Annotated in this window: 16 protein-coding genes; 3 read left to right on the plus strand and 13 right to left on the minus strand. The window is 47.6% G+C overall.

The genetic code is table 11. The features are described 5' to 3' along the window. Positions 1-274: 274 nt before the first annotated feature. Complete coding sequence (locus JJQ88_RS17795; RefSeq protein WP_210367386.1) at positions 275-1549, plus strand: sensor histidine kinase; 1275 nt, start codon at positions 275-277, stop codon at positions 1547-1549. Positions 1550-1554: 5 nt separating this feature from the next. Further along, the gene (locus JJQ88_RS17800) at positions 1555-2466 is read left to right on the plus strand and encodes a response regulator (RefSeq protein WP_210367387.1); all 912 of its coding nucleotides are present in this window, start codon (positions 1555-1557) and stop codon (positions 2464-2466) included. A gap of 322 nt (positions 2467-2788) precedes the next feature. On the opposite strand, the gene JJQ88_RS17805 is transcribed toward JJQ88_RS17800, so the two are convergent. From JJQ88_RS17805 to JJQ88_RS17865, 13 genes are all read right to left on the minus strand, one after another. Further along, positions 2789-4582: an ABC transporter ATP-binding protein gene (locus tag JJQ88_RS17805; protein ID WP_210367402.1), complete on the minus strand. Its 1794-nt coding sequence runs from the start codon at positions 4580-4582 to the stop codon at positions 2789-2791. After that, positions 4582-6303 carry an ABC transporter ATP-binding protein gene (locus JJQ88_RS17810; protein ID WP_210367388.1) on the minus strand — a complete coding sequence of 574 codons (1722 nt, stop codon included), beginning with the start codon at positions 6301-6303 and terminating at the stop codon, positions 4582-4584. Before JJQ88_RS17810 ends, JJQ88_RS17805 begins: the two co-directional genes overlap by 1 nt. 105 nt (positions 6304-6408) lie before the next feature. Further along, on the minus strand, positions 6409-7044 hold the full coding sequence (locus tag JJQ88_RS17815; protein ID WP_210367389.1) for an SdpI family protein: 636 nt from the start codon (positions 7042-7044) through the stop codon (positions 6409-6411). Position 7045: 1 nt separating this feature from the next. Next, a complete protein-coding gene (locus tag JJQ88_RS17820; protein WP_210367390.1) occupies positions 7046-7324 on the minus strand; it encodes an autorepressor SdpR family transcription factor in 279 nt (92 codons plus the stop codon). Positions 7325-7706: 382 nt separating this feature from the next. Further along, on the minus strand, positions 7707-9326 hold the full coding sequence (locus JJQ88_RS17825; RefSeq protein ID WP_210367391.1) for a long-chain fatty acid--CoA ligase: 1620 nt from the start codon (positions 9324-9326) through the stop codon (positions 7707-7709). Next, positions 9323-10480 carry a CaiB/BaiF CoA transferase family protein gene (locus JJQ88_RS17830; protein WP_246861267.1) on the minus strand — a complete coding sequence of 386 codons (1158 nt, stop codon included), beginning with the start codon at positions 10478-10480 and terminating at the stop codon, positions 9323-9325. The genes JJQ88_RS17825 and JJQ88_RS17830 overlap by 4 nt, the downstream gene beginning before the upstream one ends. Further along, positions 10477-12048 (minus strand): fatty acid--CoA ligase, encoded by a 1572-nt coding sequence (locus JJQ88_RS17835; RefSeq protein ID WP_210367392.1) that lies wholly within the window; start codon positions 12046-12048, stop codon positions 10477-10479. Before JJQ88_RS17835 ends, JJQ88_RS17830 begins: the two co-directional genes overlap by 4 nt. Positions 12049-12111: 63 nt before the next feature. Next, entirely contained in the window at positions 12112-13266 is a 1155-nt protein-coding gene (locus tag JJQ88_RS17840) for a thiolase family protein (RefSeq protein ID WP_210367393.1), read from the minus strand. Between the two features lie 41 nt (positions 13267-13307). Continuing rightward, positions 13308-14453 (minus strand): acyl-CoA dehydrogenase family protein, encoded by a 1146-nt coding sequence (locus tag JJQ88_RS17845; protein ID WP_210367394.1) that lies wholly within the window; start codon positions 14451-14453, stop codon positions 13308-13310. Positions 14454-14483: 30 nt separating this feature from the next. Beyond that, a complete protein-coding gene (locus tag JJQ88_RS17850) occupies positions 14484-16007 on the minus strand; it encodes a class I adenylate-forming enzyme family protein (RefSeq protein WP_210367395.1) in 1524 nt (507 codons plus the stop codon). 334 nt (positions 16008-16341) lie between these two features. Beyond that, on the minus strand, positions 16342-18390 hold the full coding sequence (locus tag JJQ88_RS17855) for a sigma-54-dependent Fis family transcriptional regulator (RefSeq protein WP_210367396.1): 2049 nt from the start codon (positions 18388-18390) through the stop codon (positions 16342-16344). Positions 18391-18517: 127 nt separating this feature from the next. Further along, positions 18518-19285 (minus strand): 3-hydroxyacyl-CoA dehydrogenase, encoded by a 768-nt coding sequence (locus JJQ88_RS17860; RefSeq protein WP_210367397.1) that lies wholly within the window; start codon positions 19283-19285, stop codon positions 18518-18520. Between the two features lie 258 nt (positions 19286-19543). Next, positions 19544-20461: a DMT family transporter gene (locus tag JJQ88_RS17865; RefSeq protein ID WP_210367398.1), complete on the minus strand. Its 918-nt coding sequence runs from the start codon at positions 20459-20461 to the stop codon at positions 19544-19546. A gap of 347 nt (positions 20462-20808) precedes the next feature. Here JJQ88_RS17865 and JJQ88_RS17870 point away from each other — a divergent pair, with 347 nt between their 5' ends. Next, positions 20809-21987: a peptide ABC transporter permease gene (locus tag JJQ88_RS17870; RefSeq protein ID WP_210367399.1), complete on the plus strand. Its 1179-nt coding sequence runs from the start codon at positions 20809-20811 to the stop codon at positions 21985-21987. Positions 21988-22070: the final 83 nt, after the last annotated feature.

Below are 22070 nucleotides of genomic sequence, written 5' to 3' on the forward strand. Positions count from 1 at the left end.
TCATGACACCTTCTTTCTAATTTGTGAATGTTTTCACATTATTTTGTTCCCGAAAACGTTTCATTTCCAGGATATATGCTTTTACAGCTTCAGCATAACGATGCCCCTACGGAAAACTACAAATAGCTACACAAACTTCTTCGTTCTTAATATTTTTGTCAAATTTGCTGGCTGCCGAATCGATTCTCTCATTTAAAATAAATATGTACAGGATTCTGCCAATCTTCAGTGAATATTAATAACATCAAAGATTCTTCTAACAGGGGATGTTTTCATGAAGGAAAGGCTTCTTATATACCTGGCAATAGCGATTGCAGTACCGATTGCTGGTGAAATGAAATTTTACCCTTTAGAGGGGCATCTTAGGGTCAGCCTTGGGACTCCGGTTTTTTTCTTTTTTTTATTATGGTCGAGGAAGCTTCATCCATTATTATCCGGCTTAGTTGCCGGAGCTTCAGTTGTTGCTTTCAGGGTAGCTTTGCAGGGAATGACGGAAAATGCGCCTATATTAGAGGAAGTATTCACCATGCACTTCCCCGTTTTCTTTTATTACTTGACGTTTGCCCTACTGTTCTATTTTTTTAAAATCAACACTCTCTATGATCGGCCTTTAATGGTTGGCCTGCTTGGAGTGATTGTCGAAGTAGCTGCCAGCCTCGTTGAAATTGGTTTTCGCTCGATTTTTTCCCATATCCCAATCACCTTGGATACTTTCTTTACAATCGGCGGAATTGCCATCATCAGGAGTTTCTTTGTCCTCGGTTTCTTCAACATATTTGTGATAAGAGAAGCAAAGCTTGCTGAAGAACAGCAGCGAAAAAGGACTGAGCAAATGCTGATGCTCATTTCGAACTTATACGTTGAAATGATCCAGCTGAAAAAAACGATGAAAGATGCAGAAAACGTGACAGCGGACTGCTATAATTTCTACCGTGAACTAAAAGTTCAATCCCTTGAGGGCTATGCCAAGACTGCCCTTAGGATTGCTGGAGAAATGCATGAAATGAAAAAAGACAACCAGCGGATCTATGCCGGGCTGTCAAAATTAATGGTCAAGGAGAACTTGAATGATTTCATGACTATTAATGAAATTATCGAGGTAATCAAAACTTGCAATGAACGGTACGCCGATTCACTCGGGAAATCCATCGATATCAAAAGCGATATTTCAGGAGACCATCCTTTATACCACACATTCATGCTGCTCTCTGTTATCAATAACCTTGTTTCGAATGGGGTTGAAGCGATTGCTGAGTCCGGAAAGATTCATCTGAGGATTGATAGATGCGACGATCATGCCGTCATTCAAGTGAGCGACAGTGGTTCCGGGATATCCGCAAGGAATCGGGGACTCATTTTCGAACCTGGCTTCACGACCAAATTCGATCAGACAGGTGTATCTTCTAACGGGATCGGACTGTCATATGTGAAAAATGTGGTTGAAAATCTTGATGGCACCATAATGTTGGAAGACGAAAGCTTTTCTCCATTATACAAAACAATTTTTACCGTTACGCTTCCTATTGAAAGCTTAACTGAGAAGGGATGATATCCGTGAGATTTTTCATTGTGGATGATTCTGCGTCCATCCGTGCAATGCTGTCAAATATAATTGAAGATCAAGAGCTCGGGACCATCGAAGGGGAGGCGGAAGACGGATCAGAGGTATATGCAGATCTCCTTGAAACAAAACAGATCGATATCCTCCTGATCGACCTGCTGATGCCTAACAGGGATGGGATTGAAACCATACGGGAAATCGGGCCGGGCTTCAACGGAAAGGTGATCATGATTTCACAGGTCGAGTCAAAGGACATGATTGGCGAAGCCTATGAGCTTGGCGTCGAGTACTATGTTACGAAACCGATTAATCGTGTAGAGGTAATGAATGTCATCAAGAAAGTCAGTGAGCGGCTTGTTTTGGAACGGTCGATTCTGAATATCCAGGAATCACTGAGCTCCATATCGGCTCTCCAAACAAAGCCAATCCCTCACAACCGGAGCCACTCTATTGTCCCAGCAGGAAAAAATGCGCTGCTGGAGCTGGGGATCATTGGAGAAAGCGGCAACAAGGACCTATTGGACCTGATCAATGTTTTATATGATTATGAGAAAAAGGGAATAAGAGAGATTCCACCGTTGAAAGATCTATTTGAGGAAATTATAAAAAGGCGCCTCGGGTATACTGCAAGCCCTGCAGTTATCAAGAAGGAAACAAAAGCGGCTGAGCAGCGCGTCCGAAGGGCTTTGCACCAGGCACTGGAACACATTGCTTCCCTCGGGTTGACGGATTATGCCAACCCAAAATTCGAACACTATGCTACGACATTCTTTGATTATACCCAGGTTCGCATGAAGATGCGTGAATTAGAGGGGAAATCAAAAACCTGTGCCCTCCAGCCCCGTGCCAACATAAAAAAATTCCTCCAGGCACTCTATATGGAAGCAAGGCAGTCAATTGACTGACCAGGGGTTATAATGACCCTCTTTTTTAGCGGTTTTTTCCTATTTCCCGGGAAATTTGTCACTTTATAGACGAAATCTTCATTTTATTTACATAGGTTCTGAAAAAGAACAAAGAAAAGAGTTACATGGAAATGGATTTGCGTGGCTCCTCCCAAAAGGCTGCCACATTTCCTTCATGGATAGATCAGCTCAAAAAAGAAAGGTCTATTCCTCCTCAGGATCAGCTAGAAGGGCGGGATCTTGCAGGCGCTGCGGGCCAATGCGGCCCACCTCACCTCAGTGGAAAGCGGGAAGCCTTCGTGTGGAAACCATCCACCGCTTATTACGATAACAACCTTTGGTTATTTTCCATCTTTTTCCTTTCCAATTGACTGGTGTATAAATCATGGTAAAATCCTTTTTGTGAAAGCAGCTGACTGTGGCTTCCTTTTTCAATGACTCGGCCGTTGTCAATCACAATGATCTGGTCTGCATTCTTTACCGTATTGAGTCTATGGGCAATGATAAAACTGGTCCTTCCTTCAAGCAGTTGGTCCAATGCTTCCTGGATTTTCAGTTCGGTGATTGTATCGATGCTGCTGGTCGCTTCATCCAGGATCAGGATGGAAGGATTTGCGAGAATCGCCCGAGCGATGGAAAGCAGCTGTTTTTGCCCCTGGCTGATTCCTGCATCATCCTGGCTCAATTCCGTTTCGTATCCTTCCGGCAGCCTTTTTATGAACGAATGGGCATTTGCGGCCCTCGCTGCTTCTTCTACCTCCTGATTGGTTGCATCCAGACGGCCAAAGCGGATATTTTCCCTGATGCTTCCCTGGAACAGGAAGGAATCCTGCAGGACAAAAGCCATTTGCCGGCGCAGGCTATCACGGGTAATGCACCTGCTGTCATGTCCATCGATTAGGATCACGCCGCTATCCGGCTCATAAAAGCGGGAAATCAGATTGATGATCGTCGATTTCCCAGCACCTGTTGGTCCTACAAGTGCTATACTTTCACCCTGCCTAGCTGCAAAAGATAAATTCGAAACAGTATCCCCTCCCTTTTCATAGGAAAAAGAAACTTCCTTGAATTCTACACTGCCTTTGATCCCAGGCAGTGCGATTGCTTCCTTTTCATCGATGGCCTCTACTTCCGTACCAAGGATATCAAATACCCTATCGGCACCAGCCACTGCCGACAGGAGTGTATTAAACTGGTTTGAAAGATCGTTCAATGGCCTTGTGAACTGTCTGGAGTATTCGGTGAAAATGACTAACGTCCCGATTGATACCATGCCTTTTAAAGCAAAATATCCTCCGACTGCTGCCACCAGCGTGAAGCTGAGGTTATTCAGCATGTTCATCAGCTTCGGGATGAATCCGGTAAAAGTTTGAGCCCAATATCCGGATTGCTTCAATTCCTGGTTCTTCACTTTGAACTCCTCAATGACCTTCGCTTCCTGTGAAAAAGATTTGATGATTTTCTGTCCGGAAATCGCTTCTTCAATGTACCCATTCATGTCTCCCAGCCTGCGCTGCTGCTCTTTATAAAGCCGGCCGGTCCTGTTTGTGATCCATTTCATGCCTAAAAACATGAATGGGACAATGGTCATTGTGATTAGTGTCAGCAGCGGGCTCAGCCAGAGCATGACACCAACCGTCCCAAAGAGTGTCAGCACACTTGAAAATATCTGGATAACGGATGAATTCAGCGTTGAACTGACATTTTCAATATCATTCGTAACCCGGCTCATCAGCTCTCCATGCTGCCGTTTGTTGAAAAAATCGAGCGGCAGATCATGAAAGTGATGGAAAAGCTGCTCTCTCATCTTGTAAACTGTTTTCTGCGCAATGCCGATCATCCAGTAGTTTTGCAGCCATAAAGAAAGAGAATTCAATAGGTAGACAGCGGCCAGCCCGATCAATAACAAGATGAAGCCATCCGTAGACTTCGCAGCGAGATAATTGTCGATTCCCCGCCCCACCAAGAATGGCCCCATCAGGCCGAACACTGAACTGGCGACGACCATCAGCAGGACCAGCAGGAGCAGCTTCCTGTGGGCGGAAAGATAGGACCATATCCTTTTCAAAGTAGGTCCCAGCCTTTGTCTTTGCTGTTTTTTCGATTGTTTTTTCATCACTCTGCCTTCACCTCCAGGAACTGGGACTGGCAGATTTGCTGATAGAGGGAAGAATCGCTTAACAGTTGTTCATGGTTTCCATAGGCAATCAATCTGCCATCTTCAAGAAGAAGGATTTTATCGGCCTGTATTGCCGTACTGATTTTCTGGGTAATGACGACTGTCGTACACTTGTGCTTTGCGATGGCGTCCAGCAGCCTCGCCTCTGTTTTCAAATCGAGCGCGCTCGTGCTGTCGTCAAGCAACAGGATTTTTGGCTTCTTGATTAGCGCCCTTGCAATCGAAAGCCGTTGTTTTTGCCCGCCAGAAAGATTGACGCCTTTCTGTCCAATAAGTGTTAAGTACTGGTCCGGCAACTTTATGATCGTGTCATGGATTTGGGCGCTGCCGGCTGCCTCAACCATTTCCTTATAGGTAGCCTCTCCCTTTCCCCAGGAAAGGTTTTCCTTGATCGAGCCGCTGAACAGCAATGCTTCCTGCGGTACATAGCCGATTTGCTCACGCAGGTTTTTCAGCTTCATTTCCCGGATGTCATGTCCGTCAAGCTTTATTTTTCCAGAGGTGGCATCATAAAGACGTGGAATAAGCTGGAACATGGCCGACTTTCCGGCTCCTGTAGCTCCGAGGATCGCAACCGTTTCCCCGGCATCAATTGTAAAGGATAGATCATGCAGTACCGTCACATCTGTATTCGGGAATTGGAAGGAAACGTGGTCAAACTCAATTTTCCCTTTCGAAAGCCTATTTTCCTCGCGGCTTTCCTCTGTATCCAGCAAATCGATTTCCTCATCCAACACTTCTGTCACCCTTTCCGCAGAAGCCTTTGCACGAGAAAAAGCCATTATAATGAATGAAAACATCGAAAACGCTGTGGTAATCCTTGCGGCATAGTTAATGATCGCAACAACTTCCCCGACCGTCACAGCCCCTCTTTCGATTTCCAATTTTCCTGACCAGAGGATTGCAATGATGCTGATATTCATGAAAAGCAACAGGATTGGAATCGCCGACTCTGTCAACCTGAGGGCAAATACCGTCCTTTCCCTGAGTTTTTCGTTCACTTCATTGAATCTGGTTTCTTCATAGTTTCCTCTAGCGAAGGCTTTGATCAGCTTCATGCCAGCAAGGTTTTCCCTCATCACCGCATTCACTCGATCCAGCCGTCTTTGGACACTTTTGAATAATTTCGCAGCCATTTTCATGATCCAGACCATGAAAAATAATAATGGCGGGATCACGATAACGAATACAAGAGCCAGTTTCACATGAACCAGCAAGGCCATGATGATTCCTCCGATGACAAGCAGGGGCGCTCTCATCGCGATCCTCAAGCTCATGAACAAAACATTTTGCAGCTGGGTCACATCATTGGTGATTCTTGTGATCAGCGAGGATGCGGGAAAACTGCTGAAATTGGCAAAAGAAAACGACTGTACCTTTTCGAACAGTTTTTCCCGCAAATCAAATCCAAAGCTCTGGCCTGCATGGGCCGCTATGAATGAATTGGTGATCCCGGATGCAAAAGCAAGGAGTGAAAGCCCGAGCATTACCCCTCCCCATTTTATGACGGTATCAAGATCTCGTTCGACAATGCCTTCATCGATGATTTTAGCCATCAGCAGCGGCTGCCACAGTTCGACAGCAAGCTCTACAAGCATCAAGGCCAGCGCTGCCGCTATCGGGATACGATAGGGTTTTGCAAACGAAAGGATTCTCATGCAGTACTCCCCCTAAAAAGAACACACACTATTTCGTCCAACGAATTTTATCATTATTTTATCACAATAGAAGGGAGAAAATGGCTTTAAAAAATCCAGTCCCTTTCAGGACTGGATTTTACGATAAAGCAGATAGGAATAAAGGTACGGAGCAGTAAGAGTAACGGTAATGATTGAAATGAAAATCCATTGCTTCCAATCTGCTGGTATAAAAGTCGTCAGCATGATCAAAAAGCCGCCGAAAAAGAAAACCCTGGCTGTCATCCTGTGTGTCCGTTTCCAGACCTCATCGTTGCTCAGTGTCCAGGGAGTCCGGATCCCCAGGAAAAAATTCGAACGGACATGCGGCATATAATTCCCAAGTACCATGAACATAATCCCTGCAACCAGCGGGCCAATGCTTGCAATCGGGACATCGTAGCCAGCGCCATTCAGGATGACCAGCAGGCTGATGACAAAAAATACACTCATCATCACATTCAAGATGATGCTGTAGCTTTTGCCAAAGTACTTATAATTCTTTTTGCGCGGATCAATCTTTGGCAAATACACCATTGAAACATACAGCAGCGCCATGATACCAACATTGGAAAGCATTGCATAAAGTTTTGCCGCGTAATCATCAACTTCCCCGCTTGCATTCCAATGGACAGGCATTTGTTCCGGCAGGTTCGGATAAGCAATGATCCAGGCAATGACGGTCAGGCCAATCAATGTCAAAGGCAATACATGATTTTTCATATCAGTTTTCTCCTTCCTTCTCTTTCTTTTCTGTAAAACTGAAAGCCCAGCTAATCAACTCCTGGAACACAGTCAGGTTGAGTGAATAAATGATGAATTGTCCTTGTTTCTCGTCCTGGACCAATCCAGCATGCTTCAGTAATTTAAGATGCTGGGAGATGCTGGGCTTGGAAATGTTGAAATGGTCGGATATTTCCCCAGCTGTCCTATCCTTTTCTTTCAAGAGATCCAATATCTTTCTTCTCGTAGGATCTGACAGAGCCTTAAATGCTTCATTCACTGGAATCCCCCCTCTCAAAAAGGTGTGACGGAGTTTTCTTATTAGATATTTAGTTATTTAACTAAATATTAAAGTATTTTACATCAAATTGCAATAAAAAATGGAAAAAACCTGATTTCTTTTCTATTGCAAGCAATATCCGTCCATTTACCAACAGCCACAGCCCCATTGGATCATAAGGATAGGACTATTTCCTTTTGCAAAACCTCTCAGGTGGCTCTTCTTTTTAATGCTTTGTCCCTTGACGACACTCATGGCAGGACTTCCAGGCATTTATACAGAATGGACCCCCACGCATTGGTTCAGAATGGCGATTGATTTATTTTTATCGATTTTCCTGTCAACTTAAAAGCCGGCTGCTCATCTGCAGCCGGCAAACAAATCAGGATTTTTGCGTTAAGTGGTCTTTTAGCTGTTCGCGCAGGGCGCGTTTGAGGAATTTCCCGACGGAAGTCTTTGGAATCTCCTCCATGAAGACGATGTCGTCAGGAAGCCACCATTTGGCGAATTGGGGAGTGATGAACTCAAGCAGCTCCTGTTTCCCCACTTTGCCCCTGAAGGCTTCTTTCAAGACAACGCATGCTACCGGCCGCTCTTGCCACTCCGGATGGGGAACTGCGACAACGCTCGCTTCAAACACCGCTTCATGGGCCATCAAAGCGTTCTCAAGGTCGACAGATGAAATCCACTCTCCTCCGCTTTTGATCAAGTCCTTCGTACGGTCGACCAGCTTGATTGTCCCTTCTTCATCAACAGTGGCCACATCGCCTGTGTACAGCCAGCCATCCCTGAACGCCTCGGCGCTGCGTTCATCCCTATAATACTCATCAGCAATCCAAGGGCCTCGCAGCAGCAGTTCCCCAGCTTCCTTGCCGTCCCACTTCACCTCCCCGTTTCCGCCGACAACCTTCATTTCCAGCCCGGGCACAAGCAGCCCCTGCTTGGAGCGGATGTCGAGAATTTCGTCTTCATCGAGGCCAAGCTGATAGCTCTTAAGACGGGAAACGGTAGCAAGCGGAGTCGTTTCCGTCATTCCATAGGCATGGTGGAAAGGAATCTTGTATTTTGTCTCAAAAGCTTTGATCATGCCTCGCGGAGCAGCTGATCCTCCACAGACAATCGCTCTAAGGGATGAGGTATCATAGCTGCCTTTCTCAAGCTCATTGAGCAGTCCAAGCCAGATAGTCGGCACTCCCGCGGTAAAAGTGACCTTCTCCTGTTCGATCAATTCGGCAAGCAGGTTTGGCGTGAACATCGGCCCTGGAAGCACTTGGGTCGAGCCGAACCAGGTGGCCGCAAATGGCAGGCCCCATGCATTCACATGGAACATCGGCACGACAGGCATGCAAATGTCCGTTTCTGACAGGGCTGCTGTGTCGGCAAGCCCAAAACTGAAGCTGTGAAGGACAATCCCTCGATGGCTGTAGACCACCCCCTTCGGATTGCCTGTCGTCGCTGAGGTAAAGCACATTCCGGCTGGTTCATTCTCATCAATGTCTTTCAGGAACCCGAAACCTGGATCACCTTCCCGCAGGAGTTCTTCATACGAATACACAGGTGCAAGCGTTGTTTCCGGAAGCTCCTGACTGTCAGTCATTATGACGTATGCTTCTACGGTCTTGAATTTGTCCTGATTCCGCTCGATCAGCGGCAATAAATCCTCGTCAACAAACAGAATCTTGTCTTCTGCATGGTTGATGATGTAGGAGAGATGTTCAGGAGAAAGTCGGATATTGATTGTGTGGAGGACAGCTCCCATTCCTGGCGCAGCAAAGTAAATTTCGAGATGGCGGTGGTGGTTCCAGGCAAAGGTTCCAACCCGATCGCCCTTTTTGATTCCCAGCTTTTCAAGCGCACTGGCCAGCTTCCGTGTCCGTTCGCCGATTTCTTTGTACGTGAACCGGTGTATACCAGAAAGAGTTCGGGATACAACCACTTTTTTCGGGAAAAACTTTTCTGCTCTTTCCAAAAGCGAACCAATTGTCATTGGCACATTCATCATACCGACATTTCCCCTTTCGTTCCTCCTAAATGGATAATACCATCCCTTTTCCAGGCGCTGATCTGTTGTTCACTGGCTGCAAGCCACTCCCGCAAAATGGGCTCCGTCCCGCTCCCTTTTTCCGGAGGGGAAGATGCAGCTCTTTCTTTTAGATCACCATGCATTTTCACTTGTCCCCGGCCGAACACGAATCCCTTCTCCTTAAAATAAGGAAACTCGGACAATTCGCCTGCTTCCAGTACTGGGGCGAGGCAGCAGTCCACCTGTTGTCCGAAGCGGATCCAGTCTTTAAAGCTCCTTCTCTTGAATAGATTCGTCAGTTCAAGGAAAACAGGATTTCCCGGTTCCGTTTTTGATAGATGGGCCGGTATCCAATCTTCCCTGCCTATTGCCTCGCAAAAATTCCGCCAGAATTTTGGCTCGAGCGCGGCGAGGCTTATATAGCGGCCGTCACTCGTTTCATAGAGTGAATAGGCGACGACGGTCCCGTTCAGGACCGATACGCCATTAGGATAGCCAGTCTCTCTTTCGATCAGGACATGGTTTGCCATCATGGAAGCCAGGTTGTCTGCCAGCGAGATGCAGTGATGGCTCCCTTTCCCCGTCCGAAAACGGGAGACAAGTGCGGAAAGAATCCTTTCACTTGCAGTAAGCCCGCCAATATAGTCAGCGAATGTGTTGGTTGGATGCACCGGTCTGCCTTCCCGATCCTTCAATTGTGCAAGGGCACCACTGATGCTCATGTAATTTAAATCATGGCTGCCAAGTTCACTCATTGCCCCTCTGTTCCCGTAGCCGGTGATCGAGCAGTACACAAGACCTGGGTTTGACGCACTAAGGGATTCATAGTCGAGGCCGAACTTTTCCATAACGCCTGGCCGGAAGCTTTCAACAACAACATCCGCACTTTCAATCAACCCGAGGGCAATTTCCCTGCCTTTCTTCTGTTTCAAATCCAGGACAATACTTTTCTTGCCGCGATTATGGGCCGTGAAGACGTGCCCTTCTCCTGTATTCCTCGCCGGGTCCCCTGCTGGCGCTTCAACCTTTACAATCTCTGCGCCAAGCTCGGCGAGCCTTAAGGTCGCGAATGGCCCGGGAATGTAGTTGGTGAAATCGACAACCTTGATGCCATCAAGCATCCCTGGCATCATGTCGGCAGCCCCTTTGAAGGAATCTCCTCCATTTGCTTGCGGAGCATGAATTTCTGGATTTTACCGCTTGCATTCCTCGGCAGCTGTTCTACGAAAAGGTATTTCCGGGGCCGTTTGTAATTTGCCAGGCTGTCGCTGCTTTTGCACCATTCATCAAGGTCTCCCTCCGTGACGAGTGGGTCTTTTTTCACGACAAAAGCCGTTACGCTTTCTCCCCAACGATCATCCGGCTGGCCTACAACAGCTACATCAAGCACTCCTTCATGGGCATGGAGGACGTCCTCTACCTCGCGGGGATAGACATTCTCTCCACCGCTGATGATCATGTCGTCGACCCTGTCCTTCACCCATAAATAACCATCGTTATCCAGGTATCCGATATCACCCGAATGGTACCAGCCATCGGCCATTGCCTTTTCAGTCGCTTCTTCCCGATTATAATAGCCAATCATCATGCACGGCCCCTGGACGATAATCTCCCCGCTTTCTCCCGGCGGCAGAGTATCTTCGGGATTTGAGACTCCATCCTCGTTCGGCCTGACAATCCTGATTTCATGATTCAGGCACGCCTGGCCAGCAGCACCTGCCTTCGTAAGCTGATCATCCTCACCCAGGAATGTGATCGCCGGTCCCATCTCCGTCATGCCGTAAGCCTGGACAAGCTTGATCCCTAAACGATCATGGCAGGCGTGGACGAGAGATGGCGCCATTGGCGCGGCTCCATAAAGTCCGAGCTTCAGGCTTTCGATATCATAGTCTGAGAGGTTTTCCTGCAAAAGCATGTTCCACATCGTCGGCGCAGCAAAGAATTTCGTGATTTTTTCAGAGGAAATCAACCTCAGGACATTTTTCGGTTCAAAATGGTGGAGGATGACATTGCTTCCGCCAGCATGGACTCTCGGAAGGAAGGCACAATGCAGTTCCGCGCAGTGGAACATTGGCGCTGTCACCAGCCCGACATCCCCGGATTCAAGCTTTGTTGCCGCGATGACAAGCAAGCTCTGCTCCGCTATACTCCGATGCTTGTGCATGACTCCCTTTGGCCTGCCAGTCGTGCCGCTAGTATACATGATGGCGTACAAATCATTTTCATCGATGTCAGCATGGACAGGATCTGCCTTTGCTGCCCTGACTTTTTCGTGGTAGCTTTTAGCATAGCCTGGCGGTTCCTCATCAATGAACCAGAAAGCGATATCCGGAAACCGGTTTTCAATCGAGGTAATCACTGGCTCAAGAGCTTTTTCAAACAGGACAACTTTCGGTTCTGCATCCTTAAGGATAAAGGCGACTTCCTCGGACATCAGCCTGAAATTGATTGGATTGAACACCGCGCCGATTTTGGCGCAGGCAAAGAAAGCGGTTCCAAGTTCTTCGGTATTGAACAGGAAGGTCGAAACCCTGTCGCCTTTCCTGACACCTTCAGCAAGCAGCGCGTTTGCCAGCCTATTCACCTCATCATTCCATTCACGGTAAGTAAAGCGGACATTTTTGCGGACATCATGGAGAGCTTCTTTGTTCGGATACTTCTTCACCGTCAGGTCGAAAATCTTGCCGATTGTTGTACTCAATTTCATTCCTCCTTCAATGTCGATCCAAGGCTTTACTGTGGTACCATCTTTTAGCATCTTTGATCAATCAAGCCGTTCGATGATCGTCGCGTTTGCCATGCCATGGCCTTCGCACATCGTCTGCAAACCATAACGGCCTCCAGTCCTTTCAAGTTCATGCATCATCGTCACCATCAGACGCGCTCCGCTCGCTCCAAGAGGGTGGCCAAGTGCGATTGCGCCTCCATTCGGATTCAGTTTGGCAGGGTCGGCGCCAGTCTCTTTAAGCCATGCCAGCGGCACAGGGGCAAACGCCTCATTCACTTCGAACACATCAATATTTTCCAGCTTCAGCCCAGACTTTTGCAGGGCTTTCTCTGTAGCCGGTATTGGTCCTGTGAGCATCAAGGTCGGATCGGATCCGACTACCACTCTTGTATGGACTATGAACCGGGGTCTTAATCCCAGTTCTTCAGCCGTATCCCTGCCCATCAACAAAAGTGCAGCCGCTCCATCGCTGATTTGGCTGGAATTCCCTGCATGGATGACTCCATCTTCCTTGAACACTGTCTTCAATCCGCCAAGCACGTCCGCTGTTGTCCCATCCCGTGGTCCGGAATCCTCGGTCATCCGTATTTTTTCTCCAGTTTCGCCGGTTACTTCAAGCGGCATGATCTCACGTTCAAAATAGCCTTCAGCCTGGGCCTTCAATGCCCGGCGGTGGCTTTCAGCAGAAAACTCATCAAGTTCCCTGCGGGTGAATCCGTATTTTTCGGCAATCCGCTCTGCGGACAAACCTTGATGGATCAATTCAAACCTGTCCTTCAGCTTCGGGCTGAATGGTTCAGCATTTTGATAGTTCGACCCCATTGGCACCCTTGTCATATTCTCTACTCCGCCGGCAATCACGGCATCCATGTCCCCTGCAAGGATGGCCTGGGCAGCGAAGTGGACAGCCTGTTGGCTTGAACCGCATTGGCGATCAAGCGTGACACCCGGAACCTCTATTGGAAAACCGGCCGTCAACGCCGCAACCCTGGCAATATCACCCGCTTGCTCACAAGACTGGGTCACACATCCAAAAATCACATCCTCCACAAGCCCTGGGCTGATTCCAGCCCGTTTGACTACCTCCTTCAGCACCTCCGCAGCAAGGTCATCCGGGCGGATATCCTTAAGCAGACCCTTCCTTCTGCCTACCGGTGTCCTTACCCCTTCCACAATCACTACTTCACGCATCTAAACCTTCCTTTCTATTCCATACTTTTTTCCTCAGCACCTCAAAGCCCCATATTCTTGGCGATGATCGTCTTCATGATTTCGTTCGTTCCCGCATAGATGCTGGCGACCGGAATATCCCGGAACCTCCTGGCAATCTCGTACTCTTCCATATAACCATAGCCGCCATGGAGCTGCATGCACTCGGCGGCAATTTTCCGGGCATTATCTGTCAGCTTCCACTTCGCCATCGAAACTTTGGTGACAATGTCCTGACCTTCGATATGCTCGGCGATCAGCTGGTCGAGAAAAGCTCGGCCCATTTCCGTTTCCGTTGCCATTTCGACAATTTTGAATTGTGTGTTCTGGAACTTGCTGATTGGCCTGCCGAATGCTTCACGGCTTTTCACATAGTCAATCGTCTGTCCCAGCATCGTCTCAGCAGCCACCTGTGCGGCAATCGCGACAAGCAGGCGCTCCTGCTGCAGCTTCTCCATCAGATAAAGGAAGCCCTTGCCCTCCTCGCCAAGCAGGTTGTCCTTCGGCACCCGGCAGTCCTCGAAAATGAGTTCTGCTGTATCCTGGCAGTGCAGCCCGACTTTATTCAGCTTCCTGCCCCGCGAAAAACCAGGTGCGTCCCGTTCAACCACAAGCAGGCTGACCCCTTTATGCTTTGGATTTGCCTTTGGATCAGTTTTGCAAGCTACAACAATCAAGTCGGATTGGATGCCGTTCGTGATGAATGTTTTCTGCCCATTCAAAATATAATAGTCTCCATCGAGTATCGCTGTGGTCTGGATGTTCGCCAAATCCGAACCGGTGCCTGGCTCGGTCATCGCAATCGCCGTTATGAATTCCCCCGTCGCGCACTTTGGCAGCCATCGCTGCTTCTGTTCCTCCGTACCATAGGCAGTAATATATGGCACCACGATATCATTATGGAGGCCGACCCCGACAAGCCCGGAACCAACACGCTCAAGCTCTTCGTTGATGACCACGGAAAAGCCCCAGTCTACACCGCTGCCTCCATACTGTTCATCTATATCCGGACAAAGGTACCCCTGCCCGCCCAGCTTAGTCCAGAAGGAACGCGGAACCATCCTTTCCTCCTCCCACTGATCATAAAATGGATATGCTTCTTTCTCTAAAAATTTCCTCAGCGACCTACGGAATATCTCATGGTCATCTGTTAAATAAGGATGTTTCATTTCGTCTCTCCTTCCACATTTGCAGCCCCTTTATAGCTTTACTTCACTCAGCCTTTGCCGGAGCTGGTATTTCAGTATTTTCCCGGAAGCATTCCGTGGAAGTGCCTCCTCGATGAAAATCCTTCTTGGGACCTTATAGCCCGCGAGCTTTTGGCGGCAAAAGCTTTTCAGTTCCTGTTCATCGACCATTGCATCCTGTTTTGGCACTATGACGGCACACACGGCTTCTCCCCATACTTCATCGGGAAGGCCGATGATTGCCGCTTCCAGTACAGCGGGATGCTCATACAAGATTTCCTCCACTTCGATTGAATACACGTTCTCCCCGCCGGAAATGATCATATCCTTCTTCCGGTCGACGAGCGTGATGTAACCTTCTTCATCGATGGTCGCAAGGTCGCCTGTATATAGCCAGCCGTCCTTTATTGTTTTTGCAGTTTCTTCTGGCTTCCGGTAATACTCTTTCATGATCGATTCTCCCTTGAGGATGAACTCTCCCACCCCGCCCGGCAGGACGTCCTCGCCTTCCTCATTGACCACTCGCGCTTCTGTCAGAAAAGCAGCCTTGCCCCCCTTGCCGAGATGATGCCTATGCCCTTCCGGATCGAGGAGGATCCCGCCTGGACCAGCTTCAGTCAAGCCGCAAAGATTATAGAACTGGTCAGTCCGGAACAGTTCGATGCTTTTGCGGACAAGCTCAGGCGGCATCGGCGCTGCGCCATACCCGCATCTTTTTATCGCAGAAAGATCATAGCCAGCTGCATTCGGCACCTGGAGCATGAAGTTGTACATGGCCGGAACTCCGAAGAAGTGAGTGATTTTATGTTCCTGGATTGCTTCAAGCGTTTTTACCGGGTGGAAATCGCGATGGATGAAATGCGTTGCCCCAAGGACAATCCCTGATATCAAAAATAGATTCAACTGGGCGGAATGGAATAACGGCGCAATATGGAGAAAACGTTCCTGCTGGTTGATGCCCATGCTGATCATCATGGTCAGGCCGACATTGAAGACCCGCTTGTGGTCGAATAAGGCTCCTTTTGGCCTTCCGGTCGTGCCGGAAGTGTACAGGATTTCGAGGTCGTCATCCTCGCAGACATCCAGTTGCGGGTTAACGACGCTTTCCGCGTAGATTCCAGCAAAAGAAAGATGTCCCGGCACGTTCGCGGCACCTGAAACAACGACATGCTCCACCCCTGCTCCCTGCCTTGCCCCAGCGATGACATCCTCGAACTCGTCATCGCAGAAAACAAGCGATGTACCTGACTGTTCAAGAATGTAATGTACTTCAGAAGCTGTTAAGCGAAAATTAATCGGGACGACGACAGCACCAATTTTGGCGCTTGCAAAAAAAGCAAAAACAAAGTAATCGGAGTTCTTCATCATCAGTGCAATCCTGTCTCCCTTCCGGATTCCAAGAGCAAGCAGACCATGGGCAAGCCTGTTCACCTCTTCATTGAATTGCCTGTAGGTATACTCCCTTCCTTCACAGACGATCACAAGCTTCCCGGGTGTCTTCCTCGCATTTTGCTCCAAATATGAACCGATATCCATCCGCCATCTCCCCCTTTTTAATAATGGACTCAATTATGTTCTTGCAATAATTGTGCCAATTTTCAAAAAAACACGAGAGATAGCCTTTTCAATGAATAAGATAGGTCACCAAAATGAAAAGGTGTCCGGATTTTGGACACCTGATTTGGACGGTGGCGTTTTTACTCTCTTTCATCGCTCCGTTTCAATATTGATAGACTTGACCCAGAATAAAACCGGGATCGTGAAGACGTACTGTCTTTGGTGATCTGGTAAATAGATAAACAAGAGAATGGCTGCCAGCAGAAATAGAGGAAGCAGCAGCCAATACTTTTTCCAATGCATCCTTTTTCCCTTATACTGTCAGCTGATATTTCTTCAATTTTTCATATAGCCCCGAACGGCTGATCCCAAGCATCCGTGCCGCCTGCGCTTTATTTCCATTCGTTTGCATCAGCGCTTTGCGGATTGCTCCAAGCTCGGCATCTTCAACAAGACTGGTCCTGACAGGGGGCTGGTCGGCAATTTGGCTGACAAGATAGCCCGGCAAGTCTTCGGATTGGATTTTCCCATGCTCGGCAAAGGTCATTGCCCGTTCCAGGACATTCCTTAGTTCACGGACGTTGCCAGGCCATTCGTAATGCAGCAAGGCTTCCATTGCCTGCTGTGAAATGCCTGTTATCGTTGTGCCAAGCATCGAATTAAGTTCCTTCATCAAGTTCTCGATCAGGTATTCGATATCCCGTATGCGTTCGCGCAATGGCGGGATATTCAACGAGATGACATTCAGCCTGTAATATAAATCTTCCCTGAATTCACCCTCCTTGACCATTTTTTCAAGATTCCTGTTTGTCGCGGCGATGATCCGGACATCGACCTTGACGCGGATATTGCCTCCGACCCGGTAAAACTCCCGCTCCTGGAGCACCCTTAACAATTTCGCCTGCAGGGCCAGCGACATATCTCCGATTTCATCAAGGAAAAGGGTTCCTCCATTCGCAAGATCGAACTTCCCGATTTTGCCTCGCTGCTTCGCACCGGTGAATGCCCCTTCTTCATAGCCGAAAAACTCGGATTCGAGTAAGTCTTCCGGAATCGCAGCACAATTGACAACGACAAACTTGCCATCATTTCTTGCGCTGCTATTGTGGATGGCATGGGCGAACAATTCCTTCCCTGTGCCGCTCTCACCGCGAATCAGGACGGTCGATCGGCCTTTAGCGGCTTTGGCTGCACTTTTCTTCAGTTTTTCCATGTAATGGTCCTCGCTGAAAATGTGCTCCCACGTAAATCTTGCAGACTCGGATTTCTGCAGCTGCTGGTGATAGAAACTTGCTTTGCTTTCCGCCTTCTGAAGCCGTTTGAACAGTTCGTTCACCTCGTTCAGCTGGCGGAACATCACCTTCCCGATTGCCCCGATCACCTTGCCATCTTTTTGGATCGGTATTCGATGGACAATATATTTGATGCCATTCACTTCGTTAAAATTGCTGATATCCGCTGATTCAGTTTCGAATACCTTTGTAAGCTTCAACTGGGGCAGAACCTTATCAACATGGCTTTGAAATACTTCAGCTTTTTTGAGATTGAACAATTCCAGCAATGGCGGGCTGACCATTGTGATTTTCCCCTGTTCATCCGTCATAAGAATGCCGTCATAAGCGTGTTCCAGCACCGTTTCGACCGTCAGCTTCAATTTTTTTACTGCCTGCAGCTCTTCAGCCAGCTTCTCAAGCTCGGATACATCCTGGAACAGGATGATTTTTCCCTGTTCATGGCTGACCGTTTCATAGGAGGTAATATGGAGGATCGATCTATACCTTTCACTATAGCGATGCTGGCCACTGTCCAAGGGCAGGCCGTGGAATACCGCCTGGAGCTCTTGCCCAAGGATCGATTCTTCCGAACGGCTGCTGATTTTCAATAAAGCTTCGTTCGTGTAGATAATCCTCCCTTTTTCGTCCGTCATCAATACACCTATATTAGAATGCTTGAGGATTTTTTCCAGCTGCTCCTTCAGCGAATTAGCGGATTTCAGCAGGGACATGACCATTTCGGTTTTCGTCAGCAGCCCGACAACCCTTCCTTCCTGATCAAGGACAACGCCTGTACCAACTTTGCTTGTTTTCACCCGTTCTTCGATCTGATCGTATGGTGTATCGATCCGAAGCGTCTGTACTTCCTCTTTTATGTAGTTTTTGATTGGAGCATCAAGCGGATTGCCATCAAGGACCATCTGGTAGAGCCCGCTCCGCGTAAAGATTCCTTTTAACTTTTCGCCGGCGTCTGTCACCGGAAGCACATTCCACTTCTTCAGCCTTATGAGTTGGATCGCTTCTCTGAGTGTTGTCTCTTCCGTTACCGTGCAATCAACCCTGGTAACAATATCCTTGAAATCAATCATCCAATACCCCCTTCTGGATAGATTTCTGAAAATTCTGTTGCTTTCATTATAAGCCTTCTCTCAGGAAAGGTACACCACGAAAAAAGTCTGCCCCATGTCTGGAGCAGACTTTTTGTTTGATCCGCTATTATTTCGGCTGCATTCGGATGCCGCCATCAAGGCGGATCGTTTCCCCATTCAGCATTGGATTCGTAATGATGCTTTCTGTCAGCAGTGCATACTCATCCGGAAAGCCGAGCCGCTGAGGGAACGGTACCATTTTTCCAAGTGAATCCCTCGCTTCGGCAGGAAGGGAATCGAACATAGGGGTATGGAAAAGGCCTGGTGCAATCGTCATGACTCGGATGCCATATGCCGCAAGCTCCCTCGCGATCGGCAAGGTCATCCCTACAACTCCTCCTTTTGAAGCGCTGTATGCTGCCTGGCCAATTTGACCTTCGAAGGCAGCTACCGATGCGGTATTGATGATGATCCCTCTTTCCCCCTGGTCATTTGGTTCGTTATCCTTCATCCGCTCGGCAGCTAGCCTGATGACATTGAAGGTCCCAATCAGATTGATGGAAATGACCTTTGAAAACATGTCCAGCGAATGGACACCCTTCCGTGCCAGGAGTTTGGCGGCAATCCCGATACCTGCACAATTCACGACTGTGTTGATGATCCCAAACGATTTGATTGTTTTGCTGATGGCATTCTGGACATCTGCCTCACTCGTCACATCAGTACTGATGAAAATGGCATTCTCTCCTAGTTCTTCTACCAGAGCCTTGCCCCTCTCCTCCGAGAGATCCAGGATGGCCGCTTTTCCCCCTTGCCTGATGATATTCCTTGCCGTTGCTTCACCCAATCCTGATGCACCGCCCGTAATTATCGCCTTGCACTCACTTATTTTCATTTGTCATGACCTCGCTTTTTTTAGAATCCTCACTTAAATAGAAAGCAAGAATCATGCCAAATGTGAAATTGGGGGACGCAGGGGATATAAAGGCTTAAGTGTCCAGAATCAGGACACTTGTAATTTCAAGATAGACATGTTCCTGGATTTCGGATGTTCTTTTCCGGTTAAGATGTTATCAGTTTTTAACAGTCAGGGAATTCCAGTATCATATATACAAAATGCAGGGCTCTGCCCTGCATTCATTCACCTGGCCTATTAAGCTGCGTTTTTTCTTTCCCTGTTCTTGAGCATCAGTTCCTCAAGAGCACCTGAACCGAAGATGACACCCGTTACGATGAAGAACAGGCCAAGCAGATGGGAAGGTGTGATTTGTTCACCGAGGAAAACAGCAGCGGCCAGCAAAGAAAAGAAGGTATTCAAATTAAGGAAGATGGAAGCTTCTGCAGGCCCGGTTTTGCCGATTGCATAGTTGTATAGCATATGGCCCATCGCAGTCGCAATAATCGCTGAGGCGAAAAACACGCTCCATAACCCGGCTGTACCGCTTCCTATCTGGAACAAGCCAGCAGGTTCCTTCCAGAGACCGATGACGAATAATCCAATCGAGCCGAGGATCAGCATATAACCTGTCAGCAGGCGCGGGTCGAGAGTCTTTGCCGCTTTAGAGATGATGATGAAGCTGATTGCCTGGGAAAGAATCGATAAGAAAACGTAAAAATCGCCAACCGATATCATCGTGATGCCTTTGCTTCCTGCAAGTACTGTCAGCGTCACACCCACTCCCCCGAAAATGAAACCAAGGGTCCTGACGAAGGTCAGCTTTCTGCCTAGGAACAAGATTGCCATCAAAGCAGTAAGCAAAGGGCCCAGCCCAAGAATCAGGCCACCATTGACCGCCGAAGTTTCCGTCAGTCCGAGGCCAAGGAACAAGTGATGGCCTGTAACATTCAACAGCGCCCCGCCGACAATATAGATCCATTCCACTTTTGAAGGCATCCGCACTTTTTTCAGCAGGCCAAGAATGATGAATACAGAGATTCCGGCAGTAAAAACACGTAAGGCAGTGATCGTGATGGGCGGGAAGCTGCCGACAATGACCTTTAGGGCAGAGACATTCATTCCCCAAACGAACATAATCCCTGTCAGGATCAAATAAATTTGCAGGTTTTTCATCATTTGCCCTTCTTTCAAGTCTATCAGTATTTAACCTCGCTCACCTCCCACCTTAAAGGAGGTGCTAGCGTACGATGTTCGGAAATAATCAAAAAATTGAAGGATACGTTCCATTTTACTACTTTTTAACAAAAGGACAAGGAAATTGCCAGTGCCTGGAGAATGAACTATAGAACGGTAACTTGGTTAATAAGCTGTGAATGACCGGATTCAGGGATGGCTGAAGACCTCCTTGGGGAACTGGAGAATCACCATTTCCTTTTCGGTGCTATTCAAGTTTTACAACTCCTTAACTGGAGTGTTTTTCTGAGGAGATTTTTGGAAATAGATACTGGAGGGGCTTAACGGTGGAACTAACTGAGAAAATCAGCGGAGCAATGAAGAGAATTCCGTTTGATGAATATCGGCCTAATTTCAAGGCTGTTGCCTATGCCTTTTATAATCAAAATGAAGTCTTTTTATTCAACCACCCAGCCTTTCATTTCCAGGCTGCCCGGTTGGCGTTGGAACCTTCTTTCAATGGCGCCGACACTCGCATCCACTACAAGGATGTTCCTACATCAATTATCAATTTGGATCGCTATAATACGTTCGAAACCGCGTACCCTATTCTCATCCATGAATTATTTCACGGCTATCAGTATTTAAAAAAGGAAAAAAGGTGTCCTGATGAGCTGCTGGGAAGCCAATACCCTTTATTGCCTGAGGATGTTGAATTGCGAAACCAGGAACGAGAACAATTATTTACAGCCGTCATGAATGAAGATTCGCAAGCAATCCAGAGTTTTATTTCATTAAGGGAAAAAAGATCTAGATTGCTCGGTGATTATATCCAATATGAATTCAAGAATGAAACGGTGGAAGGTCCTGCATGGTATGTAGAATTGCTCGCTGAAAAAAGGATTGGTAGCTTTGACAGGCAGGAAGCCATAAAAAAATATGGCCAATCTCTTTTGGACAGGTTTGAAGCGGCCCTGTACCTGAGAAAAAGCGGATATGGTTCAGGACTGTTCCTATGTCTATATCTTGATGCGGTTTCCCCCGATTGGAAACGGGAATTCCTTGATACCGATTTGACTTTATATGAATATTTAAAGGTGCATGCCAACCTAGGAAACAAAGCCATTAAAGACACGATTATCAGTCATGAAACAAGGAAAATCATCGAGCATGTTGAAAACTTCCGTTCTCGGAAGTTCGAGGAATTCCAGAAACAGGAGGGCTATACTCTATGCATTTCTGGACGATTCCAATCTTTATCTTTTGATCCGATCAATATGATATCCCATGGAAATCGAACCTTGCATCCTTATTCCTTCGGTTTCACATTAAACGAGGAAACGTACATGATTTTGCAGCCTTCGGTGACATATTTTAAGAGCAGCGTCAAAGAGATAGAAAAAGTGGAAGTAAAGATCCACTCAAAACCCTTACTTACGGAAAAAGGAATCGCAGTCGAAGGGATTGGCCTCCTGAAAGGTGAGTATGAAGAAAAAGGATGCTTGCTTTTTATAAGGCTCTGTTAAACCTGGGAGTCGCTTCGCTCCTGCCAATGAAGTCAAAGAACGACTTCACTGTCAGGCCCTTCGACGGACAGGACGTCCTAGTG

It is taken from the genome of Bacillus sp. REN3 (assembly GCF_017912555.1).
GTDB lineage: Bacteria > Bacillota > Bacilli > Bacillales > Cytobacillaceae > Mesobacillus.

What these genes read in the sequence shown, in the direction of transcription:
- JJQ88_RS17825 (WP_210367391.1), bottom strand. Translation starts at nt 9,326, where the DNA reads ATGATGAATGTGCCAATGACAATTGGTTCGCTTTTGGAAAGAGCAGAA.
- JJQ88_RS17805 (WP_210367402.1), bottom strand. Translation starts at nt 4,582, where the DNA reads ATGAAAAAACAATCGAAAAAACAGCAAAGACAAAGGCTGGGACCTACT.
- JJQ88_RS17815 (WP_210367389.1), bottom strand. Translation starts at nt 7,044, where the DNA reads ATGAAAAATCATGTATTGCCTTTGACATTGATTGGCCTGACCGTCATT.
- JJQ88_RS17865 (WP_210367398.1), bottom strand. Translation starts at nt 20,461, where the DNA reads ATGAAAAACCTGCAAATTTATTTGATCCTGACAGGGATTATGTTCGTT.
- JJQ88_RS17840 (WP_210367393.1), bottom strand. Translation starts at nt 13,266, where the DNA reads ATGCGTGAAGTAGTGATTGTGGAAGGGGTAAGGACACCGGTAGGCAGA.
- JJQ88_RS17855 (WP_210367396.1), bottom strand. Translation starts at nt 18,390, where the DNA reads ATGATTGATTTCAAGGATATTGTTACCAGGGTTGATTGCACGGTAACG.
- JJQ88_RS17795 (WP_210367386.1), top strand. Translation starts at nt 275, where the DNA reads ATGAAGGAAAGGCTTCTTATATACCTGGCAATAGCGATTGCAGTACCG.
- JJQ88_RS17830 (WP_246861267.1), bottom strand. Translation starts at nt 10,480, where the DNA reads ATGATGCCAGGGATGCTTGATGGCATCAAGGTTGTCGATTTCACCAAC.
- JJQ88_RS17845 (WP_210367394.1), bottom strand. Translation starts at nt 14,453, where the DNA reads ATGAAACATCCTTATTTAACAGATGACCATGAGATATTCCGTAGGTCG.
- JJQ88_RS17860 (WP_210367397.1), bottom strand. Translation starts at nt 19,285, where the DNA reads ATGAAAATAAGTGAGTGCAAGGCGATAATTACGGGCGGTGCATCAGGA.
- JJQ88_RS17810 (WP_210367388.1), bottom strand. Translation starts at nt 6,303, where the DNA reads ATGAGAATCCTTTCGTTTGCAAAACCCTATCGTATCCCGATAGCGGCA.
- JJQ88_RS17850 (WP_210367395.1), bottom strand. Translation starts at nt 16,007, where the DNA reads ATGGATATCGGTTCATATTTGGAGCAAAATGCGAGGAAGACACCCGGG.